Source organism: Cloacibacterium normanense (assembly GCF_002943105.1).
Taxonomy (GTDB): domain Bacteria; phylum Bacteroidota; class Bacteroidia; order Flavobacteriales; family Weeksellaceae; genus Cloacibacterium.
The window spans coordinates 1-13,570 of record NZ_PTPZ01000009.1; the positions used below are offsets into that span (position 1 = coordinate 1).

Here is a 13,570-nt window from a genome sequence, read left to right on the forward strand (position 1 = left end):
AACCTATAAAAACAAAAACCAAAGCAAAAACGTTTTTGCTTTGGTTTAATTATTTATTTTTGCCCTATAATCTGTATCGGTTTTTTAGGACTAGTCATTTTTAAAATTTTTATAACTCACCACCGTGATTATCGAGCTGCCCTTCCCATTTAGAAACGGCTGAAGTAGCGAGTGCGTTTCCTAAAACATTGGTCATACTTCTTCCCATATCGCAGAAATGGTCAATCGGTAAAATTAAGGCAATTCCTTCTGGCGGAATTCCAAACATAGAACAAGTCGCTACAATAATCACCAAACTCGCTCTTGGAACTCCTGCAATTCCTTTTGAAGTCAACATTAACACTAAAAGCATAGTGATTTGTTGACCAACTGTCATGTCGATTCCATAAATCTGAGCAATGAAAATAGATGCGAAAGTCATATACATCATACTTCCATCTAAATTGAAAGAATATCCTAGTGGTAGAATGAATGATACAATTCTGTTATTACACCCAAAGCGCTCTAATTCTGTTACCAACTTCGGAAAAACGGCTTCAGAACTGGTTGTAGAAAAGGCGATAAGCAAAGGTTCTTTGATTCTTCTTAATAATTCGAATAATCTATTTCCTAAAATGAGATAACCTACAATACATAAAATCAACCATAAAACAGCTAGTGCAAAGAAGAAATCTCGAAGATAAATCGCATAAACTTTGAAAATTTCGAAACCATTGGTTGCCACAACTGCTGCTATAGCTCCTAAAACACCCAGTGGAGCAAACCACATGATATAACCTACCATTTTCAAAATAGCATGTGCACAAATATCTAAAAACTTGATTACAGGTTTAGAATATTCATCTCCCAAATGAGAAAGGGCAATGCCAAACATAATAGAAAACAATACAATTTGTAAAACTTCATTGGTAGCAAAAGCTTCGAAAACGCTTTTTGGGACTACGTGTTTCACAAAATCTTCTAGAGAAAATCCTTTTGAGTTATCCAAGATTTCTTTTGCAGAATTGGCATCTTGAATAGGTAATTTGGTAACGTGACCAGGTTCTAACCAATTTACCAAAACCAAACCTAACAAAAGCGAAACCAAAGATGCGGTAATAAACCAAAGCATTGCTTTACCTCCCACTCTACCAATCATGGCAGTATCTCCCATTTTCGCGATTCCCACAACCAATGTTGTGAAAACCAATGGTGCGATAATCATCTGTACTAATCTGATGAAAATGGTTCCGAGAAGTTTTATATTTTTAGAAAAAGATTCTGTATTTTCTGGAAACTGAGTGTGTACTACTCCACCAATAATTACCCCTAAAACTAAAGCAATGATAATTGCAAAGAAAAGTTTGTTTTGTCCTTTCATATATTGATTTTCTATAGAATACAAATATAGTTTTTTTAATGAAATTTTGGTAATTGTTTTGAAGCGGTATTTCTGGACAAGCGATAGCAGTGGAAATCCTTTTTAGTGGCGGCAGCTTTGCTGCCGCCACCGAAAAAGATTGTAACGAATAGCGCGGTCCCGAAATTTCTTGAATGGCAAAAGCTTTGAAGAAATTTTCGGGATGGCCCAAAATAAAAAATCCCGAAAAATTCGGGACTGTAAATATATTTTTGAGAATTGGAATTAAGCTTTTAAATATCTAGAATAAGCGTAACCTTCTTCTCCGTCTTGGGTTTTAATTTTCCACCAATCGCTAGAAGATTGTTCTACTAGAGTTACTACTTCGCCTTTTGCAGCTTTTCCTAAAATTACTCCTTCTATAGAAGGTTCTTGTCTGATGTTCAAATTAGAATTTTCTGTATCTACAGTTAATGGAGTTCCTTTAGCTAAACCTGTAATTTGTATATTTATGTTGATATCAGAAGCTGAATAAGAGGCATCTAACTCTCCATAAGCATCCCAAACTTTATTTTTTGCAGCGCTTGTAGAAGTATTTCCAGAAATGTAAAGAATGCCGTCTTGCTCCACTACCTTTAAATCATTAATTTCAGCCGACTGAGCAGCCGAAACTACCTTTGAGTATTTTTCTTGTAATGACATGGTAATTATTTTTTAACGTTATAATCATAATTTACTTTTCCTACTTTCAGGGCATCTACAGACATTTTAATTTTTCTTGCTTGTTCTGCTGTAACTTCTCCAGTTAAAGTAATTTCGCCATTCACCACGCCCATTTTTACCGATGGAAAATCCTTAATAGCATCTGCTACTTTTTGTTGGGTTTCTTGGTCAATCGCTGTAATCGTCTCCATTACAGGATCAGCAGCTTCTACACTTGCCATATCCATTACATCTCTTACTCCTTTAATATTTTTAATCGCAGCAATGGCAGCATCTTTATCTCCTTGAGAAGCAAAAGTTCCGCTTAAATGTGCCACTCCATCTTTTACCTCAACGGAAGTTTCAGGATACGCAGAGATAGCTGTAGTAGATTGTGTAGTCAGTTCTGCATCTGAAACAGATTTTTGACATGAGATGGCTGCAAAAGAAACCACGAAAGCTAAAGCAGTGATTTTAATCGTTTTTTTCATAATGAGAGGATTTTAATGATTATTGTTTCCAAATGTAAAGATAAAAACTAGGTCTGCTTTATACAATTTTTATAAAGTTTTATTAAATTTTTAAAAATTCAAATGAGATTCCAACAAAAAAGCCCCAGAATTCTGAGGCTTTAAAATTTATTTTGAATAAATCAATTTTTTATTTTTGGTTTAAATGATAGTAAACAAACATTTTATAGTACAACTTAGCTGTTAAAAACGCAGTAGGTTTCACGTAAGGAGAATCCATTGATTTAACAACATCAAAACTCTGTTTACCAATTATTTATACCCTAAAAGATGCAATACATCTTCTGGTTTTTGCTCTTCGCTGAAAACTTCGTATTGTAACTTTCCGTTTTTAGCTTTTTGGATGAGAATATGTTTTGGCTGAGGCAATAAACAGTGGTGAACTCCACCAAAACCAGCAATACTTTCCTGATAAGCTCCTGTGTTAAAGAAACCGATGTATAATGGTTTGGTATCGCTGAATACTGGCAAATAAATCGCATTCGCATGTTGCTCAGAATTGTAATAATCATCTGAATCACAAGTTAATCCGCCCAAGAAAACTCTTTCGTAAGAATCTTCCCAACGATTCAGCGGAAACATGATAAAACGCTTAGAAATCGCCCAAGAATCTGGAAGTGTAGTCATGAAAGAAGAGTCTATCATGTTCCATTTTTCTCTGTCGTTTTGGCGTTTTTGAGAAATGATTTTATATAAATTTCCAGCACTTTCACCTACTGTAAAACTACCAAATTCAGTATAAATGTTTGGTTCTTCTACCCCTTCTTCTTCACAGAATTTTTTGATTTGATACACAATTTCATTTGCCATATATTCATAATCATAATCAAATTGAAGAGAATTTTTAATTGGGAAACCACCACCAATATTTAGTGAATCTACTTCTGGAGCAATTTTTTTCAATCTTGCATACACTCTCAAACATTTGAAAAGTTCGTTCCAATAATACGCAGTATCTTTAATTCCGGTATTGATGAAAAAGTGAAGCATTTTCAACCTTGCATTCGGGTGTTCTGCAATTTTTTGGCTGTAATAAGGGATAATATCTTTGTACCCAATTCCTAATCTACTGGTATAAAATTCGAATTTAGGCTCTTCTTCCGAAGCAATTCTAATCCCAATGTCAAAGGTAGTATCTATACTTTCGGTCAGTTTATCTAATTCTCTGTAATTATCTAAAACAGGAATCACATTTTCAAAACCATTATTGATTAAATCTGAAATTTTAGCCAAATAATCATCGGTTTTGAAACCATTACAAACCACTTCTATTGTCTTATCAATTTTCCCTGTTTCGAATAGATTTTTAACAATATTCATGTCAAAAGCAGAAGACGTTTCGATAGAAATATCATTCTTTAGCGCTTCTTCTAATACGAAAGAAAAATGCGAAGATTTGGTACAGTAACAGTATCTGTAAGAATTTTTATATTCATTCTTTTTGATGGCATCTTTAAACCACGTTTTTGCACGCTGAATGTTTTGCGAAATCTTAGGTAAATAACTGAACTTCAAAGGAGTTCCGAATTTTTCTACCAAGTCCATCAATGGAATATCATGAAAGTACAACTGTTGATCCTCATACTTAAATTCCTCTTGCGGAAAGTAAAGTGTTTGGTCAATAAGTTCAGCATATTTTATCTTCATTTATTGCAAAAATTTAAGACTACAAAAATGCAAAAAAAGATTGAATTTTTTGAGTTAAAAAATCACAAATTTAGATTCCGATAAAAATCAATACATCACCGTTTTCATACGTGATTTCTACAGTGTTTTCTCGGGCAAAATTTCGGGTTCCTACTCTTTTGGTTAAGCTCAAATCTTCATTAAAGAGCTCCCAGTTAAGACCTTTAGTCGAAATTTTTTCTACAAAAGGAAATGGTAAAAGCGAAATCATCTTTCCTTCTACCTCGTGAATTTTAAAATTTTTGGAAATGAAAAAATATCTGGAAAACTCGTCAAAAAAAGTGATTTCCATTTCATTTTTAAAGAGAAAAGCTACGTGAAGATTTCCTAAAAAGTGGTCTTGTTCACCACCGCTTCCTCCGTAAACGTCTACTTTTTGTACACCATGATTTTTGAGAATATCTAAAGCTTTTTGAAAATCGGTAAAATCTTGATCTGGAGTATGAATGAATTTTTCGTGGTAAATATTTTCGTCACTGCCTTCATGAGAATCAAAATCTCCTGAAATAAAATCAAGTTTATCCAGAGGGAAATTTTTATCTTTTAAATAATGAAAAGCTCCATCGCTACAAGCCATCACATCATAACCTTCCAAATGAGGAAGTTCATTAGGAGGCGTTCCGTTGATGAAAAGTAGGGCAGATTTTATCACAGATTTTATAATTGTTTAGAGCGTTTTACTTAGCTCTTTCTGAAGGATTCCAGTATTCTTCTTTTTCTCCAGAAATTTTAGAAATATATCTTGCCAAAATAAACAGATAATCAGACAATCTATTGAGATATTTGATGAGTTCTGGTCTTACTTCTTCGGTTTCATTGAGATGAACCATAGCGCGTTCTGCTCTTCTGCAAACCGTTCTACAAACGTGAATACATGCAGCAGCTTTTCCACCGCTTGGTAAAATAAAGAATTGTAAAGGTTCTAATTCTGCATCAAAATTGTCCATCCAACGTTCTAATTCCATAATTTCTTCTTCGGAAATTAACAAATCTAACCTGCTTTTACCATTTGCCAAAAACATTTTATCTGTTGGCGTTGCTGCTTCTGAACCTACGGTAAATAAATCAAATTGAATTTTTTGTAATTGACTTAAAACTTTTTCATCAGAAATTTCGGCTTTTGCCAAACCAATGAACGCATTGAGTTCGTCTAAAGTCCCGTAAGATTCTACTCTTGCAGCAGCTTTAGAAACTCTAGTTCCTCCGTATAAAGAAGTTTCGCCTTTATCGCCAGTTTTGGTGTAAATTTTCATAAAATTGATGGATATTGGAAGTTAGATGATGGATGTTTAGAATTTTTCAAATCTAAAATTCTCACCCAAATAAGCTTGTCTTACTTGTGGATCATTAGCTAAATCTTCTGGAACACCTTCTTTTAAGATGTTTCCTTCGAACATGATGTAGGTTTTATTGGTAATCGCCAAAGTTTGTTGTACGTTGTGGTCGGTTATCAAAACACCGATGTCTTTTTTCACCAAACTTCTAATGATTTTCTGAATATCTTCCACAGCAATTGGGTCTACTCCTGCAAAAGGTTCGTCAAGAAGAATAAAATCTGGGTCTGTTGCGAGACATCGCGCGATTTCGGTTCTACGTCTTTCACCACCTGAAAGTAAATCTCCACGGTTTTTGCGAACGTGTTCTAAAGAAAATTCTTCGATGAGTTCATTGGTTCTGCGGATTTGCTCTTCTTTGGATTTATTTGTGAGTTGTAAAACGCCTAAAATATTATCTTCTACCGACAGCTTTCTAAAAACAGAAGCTTCCTGAGCCAAATAACCAATTCCTTTTTGCGCACGTTTATACATGGCATCATTGGTAATATCTTTTCCGTCAAGCGTAATTTTGCCAGAAGTAGGTTTTACCAATCCCACAATCATATAGAAAGTAGTGGTTTTTCCCGCACCATTTGGCCCGAGTAAACCTACAATTTCTCCTTTTTTTACTTCTACGGAAACGCCTTTTACTACTTTTTTAGGTCCGTATTCTTTAATTAAATTTTCGCCACGTAAAATCATAGAGACAAAGATATGAAAAAAGTCAGAAGTATGAAGTTGGAAGTCGGAAGTCGGAAGTCTTAAAATTGCAAATCTTAAGTTAAAAAAATGGAAGTTTTCAAATTACGAAACCCTTTCTGCGTTTTTTGTATGTGCATAAAACGCAGAAAGGGTTGGTTATATTTTTTTCTGTAAGTTATTTTTAGAAAAATAGGTTCTAAAAATCCCTGAACTTGCGCCCCAGATTGAGCGGCATGTTTGAGCTCTTTTTTCTGCGGCGGCTTCGCCGCTGCAGAAAAAAAGCGAGTAGCGAAAGCTGGAATTTGGCGCCCTATTGATTTAAAAGAATAGCAGCTTCTTTGGCAGCATAAGTAAAAATCATATCTGCACCAGCTCTTTTAATACAAGTAAGGCTTTCTATAATGGCTTTATCATTATCTAACCAACCGTTTTGAGCAGCCGCTTTCAGCATTGCGTATTCTCCGCTTACATTATAAACTGCGATGGGTAAATCTATTTCCTGACGAACTTTTGCAACGATATCTAAATACGGAAGACCCGGTTTTATCATAATAATGTCTGCACCTTCTTCGATGTCTTTGTACACTTCATTTAAGGCCTCTCTAGAATTATGAAAATCCATTTGGTAAGTCTTTTTATCTTTTGGAATTTCCTGAAAATCTTTCGGAGCAGAATCTAATGCACTTCTGAAAGGTCCGTAAAATGAACTTGCATATTTTGCAGCGTAGCTCAAAATTCCTACGTTGGTATGACCTGTTTCTTCTAAAGCTTGACGAATTGCAGCAACTCTACCATCCATCATATCACTTGGCGCCACAACATCTGCACCTGCTTCTGCGTGAGAAACAGACATTCTTGCCAAAGCATCATTAGTCGCATCATTGTCTACTTGTCCGTTGGTAATAATTCCGTCGTGACCATAGATTGAATAAGGGTCTAATGCAACATCTGGCATTACAATCATTTCTGGAATAGCATTTTTAATTTCTCTGATGGTTCTTTGCATCAAACCATGCGGATTCCAAGCTTCGGTTCCGAGATTGTCTTTTAAATTTTCTGGAACTTTCATATAAATATTAACCGCTTTCACTCCCAGTGAAAGAAGTTCTTTACATTCTTTCACCGTTAAATCTACTGTTCTGCGGAAAATTCCCGGCATTGATGGAATAGCTTCCTGTGCGTTTTCGCCTTCCATTACGAACATTGGCATTACAAAATCATTGGTAGTGAGTACTGTTTCTCTCACAAGACTTCTGATACTTTCGTTAGTACGTAATCTTCTATTTCTTGAAAAAATTATCATTTTTGGAACAAAGTTTGTTTTATACGCTGCAAATTTAGTTATTTATAACTATTGTGTATATCAATTCGTTTAAATAAATTTGTATATTCTTTGAGATAAGAATGAATTAAGTAAAATGAAAAGAACTTTATATTTTATATTATTTTCGGTAGGTTTATTAATGTTTTCGGGCGAAGCAAAAGCTCAACAAACATTAAGAGAGCCGCTTTCTGATTCTCAAAAATCTGATGATGGAGTTTTAGTCGCTTATCCTAATCCTACAAGAGATTTTATCATTGTAAAAGCTAAAAACCCAATGCTAAAGGTAAAATCCGTAACTTTTTACTCTATTATCGGGACTCAAGTTTCAGAAACCATGGTAAACATGAACACCGCCGAAATTAGATTAGACAAACTGAAACCTGGCAAATATTTAATGAAATACACTTTGTCAGACAATACCCAAAAGGTAACGCAAGTGGTAAAACAGCAATAATTTTTTTTAATCATAAAAAAGAAAAACCATCGAAGTTCGATGGTTTTTTATTTTTGGAAATTTCTAAAGATTAGTAACCTCCAGAAACTTCTTCGTTTTTTATTAATGCTTTTGCAGAAGATGTTCCTATTCTTTTTACGCCTAGGTTAATCATATATTCTGCTTCTTCTGGTGTTCTTACACCACCTGCAGCTTTTACAGGAAGTGAACCTGCGTTTTCTAGCATGATTTTAATTCCTTCTACAGTTGCTCCATTTGGTTTTCCGCCTTCTGTTTGGTAGAAACCTGTAGATGATTTCACAAATATTCTGTGTAAATCTTCTGTTTTGAAATTTTCTTCAGCCCAAGTTGAGATTTTTTTGGTAATATCTGCAATTTGCTCATCGGTAAGCGCTGCGATTTCTATAATCCATTTTGCGATTTTACCGTTATCTAAGCAAAGTTTTGTACAATCTACAAATTCTGATTTCACAGCATCTACTTCACCATTTTTGTACGCTTCATAATTGATTACGAAATCTAATTCATCTACTCCATCTTCGATTGCTTTTTGAGCTTCAGCTAATTTATGTTCTTTAGAATAAGTTCCTTCGTGGAAACCGATTACAGTACCGATTACTACGTTAGAATTTTGCTCTGTAAGGAATTGCTTCATTTTTTTAACGTAATCAGGTCTTATCATTACTGCAAAAATGTCATTTTCGATGGCTTCTTTGGCAAGATTAATTACCGTTTCTAGCGTTTGTTCTTCGGTAAGACCAGATTGAGCTGGAGTTTTTAGATAAGTAGAATCTAAATAAGTGTTGATTTTCATAATGTTACACTTTTAATTGTCTGTTAATACTTTGCTCCAAAGATATGAAAGTTTCTGTTCTTGTGACGCCTTTTAGCTTCTGTATTTTGCTTAAAATTTGCATGAGATGATCATTATCAATACAAAGTACTTTAAGGAAAACCGTCCAGTTTCCTGTAGTATAATGAGCTTCTACGATTTCATTAATTTCGTTCAGAGATTTAATCAGTTCTTGGAAATGACTTGGTTGATCCATGTAAACGCCGATGTAAGAAACTACTTTGTAACCTATTTTTCTTGGATTAAGAAAAGATACAGAATTTTCTATTACGCCTGCGGTTTCTAGTTTTTTTATTCTCTGATGTACAGCAGTGGTAGAAATACCAATGTTTTTAGAAATTTGAGCCAAAGATGTTTTGGCATTGTCCATGAGCATATAGATTATTTTTTTATCTATTGCATCTAGCTTGTAACCTACTTCTGTAACGCTTTTCATTTTTAATTTAATTGTCTTTTGTTTCTAAAATTGTATAAACGGGATAATGATCGCTATACCCACCAAGATATCTGGTTCCTGCAAAAGTTCTAAAAGGTCTTCCTTTAAACTTTTTGTCCCAATTACTTAATTTTTCTGAATTAAAGACTACAGCACTTTTAAATGCTAATGAAGAAATAGGCAAAAAGAAATGATTAGAAAATAGAATCTGATCGAACAACAGTCCTTGATTGTAGTGAAACGTAGAATAGATTTTATTATTGTATAATTCTATGTATGGATTCACTAAGATTTTATCAACTCCATTGTCATATAATAAATTATTTAGATTTTCTTCAATCGGGTCATCGTTAAAATCTCCACAAATTATTACGGGTTCTTCTTTTTCTAATAATGTAAGAACTCTTTCTTTAATTGAATGAAGAATGTAATCTCTTTTGGGTTTGTTTACATCTTTTTCTCTTTTTGAAGGAAGATGTGCCACAAAAACATTTAGCAATTCATCATTGTATTTCAATTTACAAAAAAGAACATCTCTGGTTGTATCATAATACTCATCTTGCTCTTCATTCACTCCTTCGAAAATAAAAGAAATGGCTTCAGAATCTACTAATTCTATTTTTCTCTTATCATACAGAAGCGCTGTATCTACGCCTCTTTCATCTAAAGAATTATAATGAACAAAATCATAATTTTGAAGGGGCTCTTGTTGAATCAAGTCTTGTAAAACCTCTTCATTATTCACTTCACATAAACCTACAATCATCGGAAGCACCTCTTCTTTTTCTTCGATTAGCCTAAAAACATTGGCAATTTTTCGAAGTTTATTCTGATACTTTCTTTCGTCCCAATTCCTTAATCCAGAAATGGTAGGATCTAAAAAATGTGTTGGTTTAGGGTCTGGAGAAAACAAGTTTTCTACATTATAGAACATGACAAGTTCTTTTTTCAAAAAATTCTCCATAGCCTTGCCTCAATTTTTCGGATTGTAAATTTAGTAAAAATAATTTATTATGATTAGAAATCTTTTAATAAATCTGGTCTTTTCTGCTGTGTAATTTCTATTGCTTTCTGATGTCTCCATTCTTCAATTTTCCCAAAATTACCGCTTAAAAGTATTTCTGGAACTCGCATTCCTTTGTAAACCTCTGGTTTGGTATAAATAGGCGGAGAAAGCAAATCATCTTGAAAACTATCCGTCAAAGCAGATTGTTCATCATTTAAAACGCCTGGCAAAAGACGAATAATCGCATCAGCAAGTACACAAGCTGCCAGTTCGCCACCAGTTAGCACAAAATCACCAATCGAAATCTCTCTGGTAATGTGTAAATCTCTAATTCTTTGGTCTATTCCTTTGTAATGACCACAAAGCAGAATTAAATTTTTCTTCAGCGAGTAAGAATTCGCTATTTTTTGGTTAAAAGTTTCTCCATCTGGAGTTAAGTAAATAACATCATCATACTCTCTCTCAGCTTTTAACTGAGAAATACATAAATCTAATGGTTCACACATCATCACCATTCCAGCGCCACCACCATAAACTGTATCATCTATTTGACGATGTTTGTTAAATGCAAAATCACGAACATTATGAAAATGAACTTCTGCCAAACCTTTTTCCATTGCTCTTTTCAAGATGGAAGTTTTGAAAGGACTTTCTAATAAATCAGGAACTGCACTTATAATATCTATTCTCATTGTTCGGTTTTATTTTTTTTATTTGGGATGATGATTAAGCGAAGCGAAGAATCTCTATTAATGTAACTCCACATCCAATTGAAGAAAATGGCGAGTTTATTTCTTACACTTAAAATCAACATTAAATGAAGAAACATCCAAAAATACCACGCAAAAATCCCTTGAAATTTAAATTTTGGCAAATCTACTACTGCTCTATGCTTCCCAATGGTTGCCATGCTTCCTTTGTCATCATATTCGTAAGGTTGCCATTCATTCTCTGATTTTTTCAAGAAATTTTTAGCCAAATTTTTTCCTTGATTAATCGCTACATTCGCCACTTGAGGATGACCATTTGGATATTTTGGGGTTTCCATGTAGGCAATATCTCCTATCGCATAAATATCATCAAATCCTACTATTTTATTATATCGGTCTACGATGTACCTATTGTTTTTAATGGAATTTTCGGTTAATCCTTCAATAATATTCCCAGTTACACCTGCTGCCCAAATCACATTATTGCTCGGAATGATATTCCCAGAACTTAGATAAACTCTATCACCATCATAATCTGTCACCCTATCGTTTGAGATAAATCTCACGCCCAAATCTTTCAAATATTTTTCTGATTTTCCTTGAGATTCTTCGCTCATTACCGCCAAAGGTTTTTCGGTAGAACTCACCAAAATAATTTCTAAATCATCAAAATTCATTCTAGGATAATCTCTCGGCAAGATTTCTCTTTTCATTTCGGCAAAAGCACCAGCCAATTCCACACCAGTTGGTCCGGAACCTACGATTACGATGTTCCAATTGCCATCATCACTTCTGCTTTTTTCAATAATTAATTTTTCGAAAGTAAGCAAAACATGGTTTCTTATAGAAATCGCTTCCTGAGTATTTTTCATCCCAAAAGCCAGATTTTCCATTTTTTGATTTCCAAAGAAATTCGTTTTACAGCCAGTTGCAATCACCAATTTATCATAGTGAAAAACATGGTCTTCTGTAATAATTTTATTTTCCGAAGGAATAATCTGTTTCACTTCCGTCATTCTAAATTGAATATTTTTAGAACGCTGAAAAATCTTTCTAAACGGAAACGAAATATTAGAAGGCTCAATTCTTCCGCAAGCTACTTGATAAAATAACGGTTGAAACATATGATGATTCGCTTTGTCAATCATCACCAATTTCTTGGTACGATTGCCATTAAGTTTTTTAGCGAATTGCAATCCTGCAAAACCACCACCGATGACGATTATTTTATCTCTAATTTCCATAAGATTCTGGCAAAATTACTGAATTTATTTTCTAAAAATTTTACTTTTGCAAAACTTATGTCAAAAACCAATCCAAAAGCCACCAAAAGAAAAAAAATCCATAAAACCAGACGAAAAAATTATCTTTTTCGCAGATATATTTTGTTGGCTATTTTAGGATTAACCTTGCTAGGAACTGGGCTTTACCTCAGAGACAAAGTGGCATTTTATTACGCCATGTATTTTGAGAAATTTGTACATAAAAATTTAAAAAATTCGGAAGAAGAAACCGCAAGAATCAATAAAATCGTCACTGAATATAATGACAAAATTTTCGGTTTCGATATTTCTCATTATCAGCACAAACGAGACATAAAATGGGACAGCCTTACCATTGCCAATGGTTCAATACCATTAGAATTTGTAATTATGAGGGCGACTATGGGAAATCGAAAAAAAGATAAACATTTTGATGATTTTTGGGAATTAGCCAAAGAAAATAATCTTACAAGAGGTGCTTATCATTTTTATCGTGCAGACGAAGACCCTATTTTACAAGCTAATAATTTCTTAGAAAGTGTACATTTAGAAAGCGGAGATTTACGACCTGTTTTAGACATCGAAAGAATTCCCAGAAGAAAATCTAAGGAAAAATTGATAGAAGACTTGAAGGTTTGGTGTAAAATTATAGAAGAAAAATATTGTGAAAAGCCAATTATCTATACTTATTACCATTACTACAAAGATTATTTGCGTGGCGAGTTTGACGATTATCCACTTTGGCTAGCCAACTACAATGATGTTTTAGTTCCGTCGGAAGAAGACTCATGGAAAATGTGGCAATTCACGGAAAAAGGCATTGTAAAAGGAATTAATGTAAAAGTTGACCTTAATATTTATAATGGAAATTCTTGGAGTTTCAGCGAATTAAAACTTGATTAAAGAAAAATAAAATGATAGTAGAACAATTAAAAAACACACCAGAAGAATTGGTTTTCAGCAACGTAATTGCTTATATAGATGAATATTACGAATTCACACCCTCTAAATTCACCAATGGAAATACGGTAAATGAAGCCAATCAAAATAATGGCTCTTGCAAAGTTTTCAGTTTTGCCAAAATCAACCAACTTTCTCCAGAAGAGACGCTTTTATTATTTAGCGAGTTTTACAGAGAAGACGTTTTGAAAAATCCAGAAGGAACAGACCATCAAAATATCAGAAATTTCATGAAATTTGGCTGGGAAGGAATTGTTTTCGAAGGAGAAGCTTTGAAGAAAAAATAAATC

16 protein-coding genes and 1 pseudogene are annotated in these 13,570 nt (G+C 33.7%); 3 read left to right on the plus strand and 14 right to left on the minus strand.

The annotated features are described in order from the left end of the window. Window positions 1-109: 109 nt before the first annotated feature. The 9 genes and pseudogenes from C3729_RS11765 to hemB all read right to left on the minus strand — a co-directional run bounded on the left by C3729_RS11765 (window position 110) and on the right by hemB (window position 7,578). Window positions 110-1,360 (minus strand): dicarboxylate/amino acid:cation symporter, encoded by a 1,251-nt coding sequence (locus C3729_RS11765; protein WP_104794338.1) that lies wholly within the window; start codon window positions 1,358-1,360, stop codon window positions 110-112. 264 nt (window positions 1,361-1,624) lie between these two features. Further along, window positions 1,625-2,041: an SH3 domain-containing protein gene (locus C3729_RS11770; protein ID WP_104794339.1), complete on the minus strand. Its 417-nt coding sequence runs from the start codon at window positions 2,039-2,041 to the stop codon at window positions 1,625-1,627. 5 nt (window positions 2,042-2,046) lie between these two features. Beyond that, complete coding sequence (locus C3729_RS11775; protein ID WP_104794340.1) at window positions 2,047-2,532, minus strand: BON domain-containing protein; 486 nt, start codon at window positions 2,530-2,532, stop codon at window positions 2,047-2,049. 169 nt (window positions 2,533-2,701) lie between these two features. Beyond that, window positions 2,702-2,812, minus strand: a pseudogene (locus C3729_RS13420) (agmatinase); the annotation flags it as partial. 11 nt (window positions 2,813-2,823) lie between these two features. Beyond that, entirely contained in the window at window positions 2,824-4,218 is a 1,395-nt protein-coding gene (locus C3729_RS11785; RefSeq protein ID WP_104794341.1) for an arginine decarboxylase, read from the minus strand. Between the two features lie 70 nt (window positions 4,219-4,288). After that, entirely contained in the window at window positions 4,289-4,909 is a 621-nt protein-coding gene (locus tag C3729_RS11790; RefSeq protein WP_104794342.1) for a thiamine diphosphokinase, read from the minus strand. Window positions 4,910-4,934: 25 nt separating this feature from the next. Further along, the gene (locus tag C3729_RS11795) at window positions 4,935-5,510 is read right to left on the minus strand and encodes a cob(I)yrinic acid a,c-diamide adenosyltransferase (protein ID WP_104794343.1); all 576 of its coding nucleotides are present in this window, start codon (window positions 5,508-5,510) and stop codon (window positions 4,935-4,937) included. Between the two features lie 36 nt (window positions 5,511-5,546). Continuing rightward, window positions 5,547-6,275: an LPS export ABC transporter ATP-binding protein gene (gene lptB, locus C3729_RS11800; RefSeq protein WP_069799466.1), complete on the minus strand. Its 729-nt coding sequence runs from the start codon at window positions 6,273-6,275 to the stop codon at window positions 5,547-5,549. 310 nt (window positions 6,276-6,585) lie between these two features. After that, complete coding sequence (gene hemB / locus C3729_RS11805) at window positions 6,586-7,578, minus strand: porphobilinogen synthase (RefSeq protein WP_104794344.1); 993 nt, start codon at window positions 7,576-7,578, stop codon at window positions 6,586-6,588. Between the two features lie 115 nt (window positions 7,579-7,693). On the opposite strand from hemB, the gene C3729_RS11810 reads away from it, so the two are divergent. Further along, window positions 7,694-8,053, plus strand: a complete 360-nt coding sequence (locus tag C3729_RS11810; protein WP_104794345.1) for a T9SS type A sorting domain-containing protein — start codon at window positions 7,694-7,696, stop codon at window positions 8,051-8,053. A 70-nt stretch (window positions 8,054-8,123) separates the two neighbouring features. On the opposite strand, the gene deoC is transcribed toward C3729_RS11810, so the two are convergent. The 5 genes from deoC to C3729_RS11835 are packed head-to-tail and all read right to left on the minus strand — an operon-like array spanning window position 8,124 to window position 12,302. Beyond that, window positions 8,124-8,867, minus strand: a complete 744-nt coding sequence (gene deoC / locus C3729_RS11815; protein WP_165785773.1) for a deoxyribose-phosphate aldolase — start codon at window positions 8,865-8,867, stop codon at window positions 8,124-8,126. Between the two features lie 4 nt (window positions 8,868-8,871). Then, window positions 8,872-9,342: an Lrp/AsnC family transcriptional regulator gene (locus C3729_RS11820; RefSeq protein ID WP_069799474.1), complete on the minus strand. Its 471-nt coding sequence runs from the start codon at window positions 9,340-9,342 to the stop codon at window positions 8,872-8,874. A 7-nt stretch (window positions 9,343-9,349) separates the two neighbouring features. Continuing rightward, window positions 9,350-10,306, minus strand: coding sequence for an endonuclease/exonuclease/phosphatase family protein (locus C3729_RS11825; RefSeq protein WP_104794347.1), 957 nt, complete (start codon window positions 10,304-10,306; stop codon window positions 9,350-9,352). A gap of 53 nt (window positions 10,307-10,359) precedes the next feature. Continuing rightward, a complete protein-coding gene (gene trmD, locus C3729_RS11830) occupies window positions 10,360-11,040 on the minus strand; it encodes a tRNA (guanosine(37)-N1)-methyltransferase TrmD (RefSeq protein ID WP_104794348.1) in 681 nt (226 codons plus the stop codon). Continuing rightward, a complete protein-coding gene (locus C3729_RS11835) occupies window positions 11,037-12,302 on the minus strand; it encodes an NAD(P)/FAD-dependent oxidoreductase (RefSeq protein ID WP_104794349.1) in 1,266 nt (421 codons plus the stop codon). The genes trmD and C3729_RS11835 overlap by 4 nt, the downstream gene beginning before the upstream one ends. A gap of 57 nt (window positions 12,303-12,359) precedes the next feature. On the opposite strand from C3729_RS11835, the gene C3729_RS11840 reads away from it, so the two are divergent. Both C3729_RS11840 and C3729_RS11845 read left to right on the plus strand, forming a co-directional pair. Further along, window positions 12,360-13,223, plus strand: coding sequence for a GH25 family lysozyme (locus tag C3729_RS11840; RefSeq protein WP_104794350.1), 864 nt, complete (start codon window positions 12,360-12,362; stop codon window positions 13,221-13,223). A gap of 11 nt (window positions 13,224-13,234) precedes the next feature. Continuing rightward, window positions 13,235-13,567 carry a HopJ type III effector protein gene (locus C3729_RS11845; RefSeq protein ID WP_104794351.1) on the plus strand — a complete coding sequence of 111 codons (333 nt, stop codon included), beginning with the start codon at window positions 13,235-13,237 and terminating at the stop codon, window positions 13,565-13,567. Window positions 13,568-13,570 lie beyond the last annotated feature (3 nt).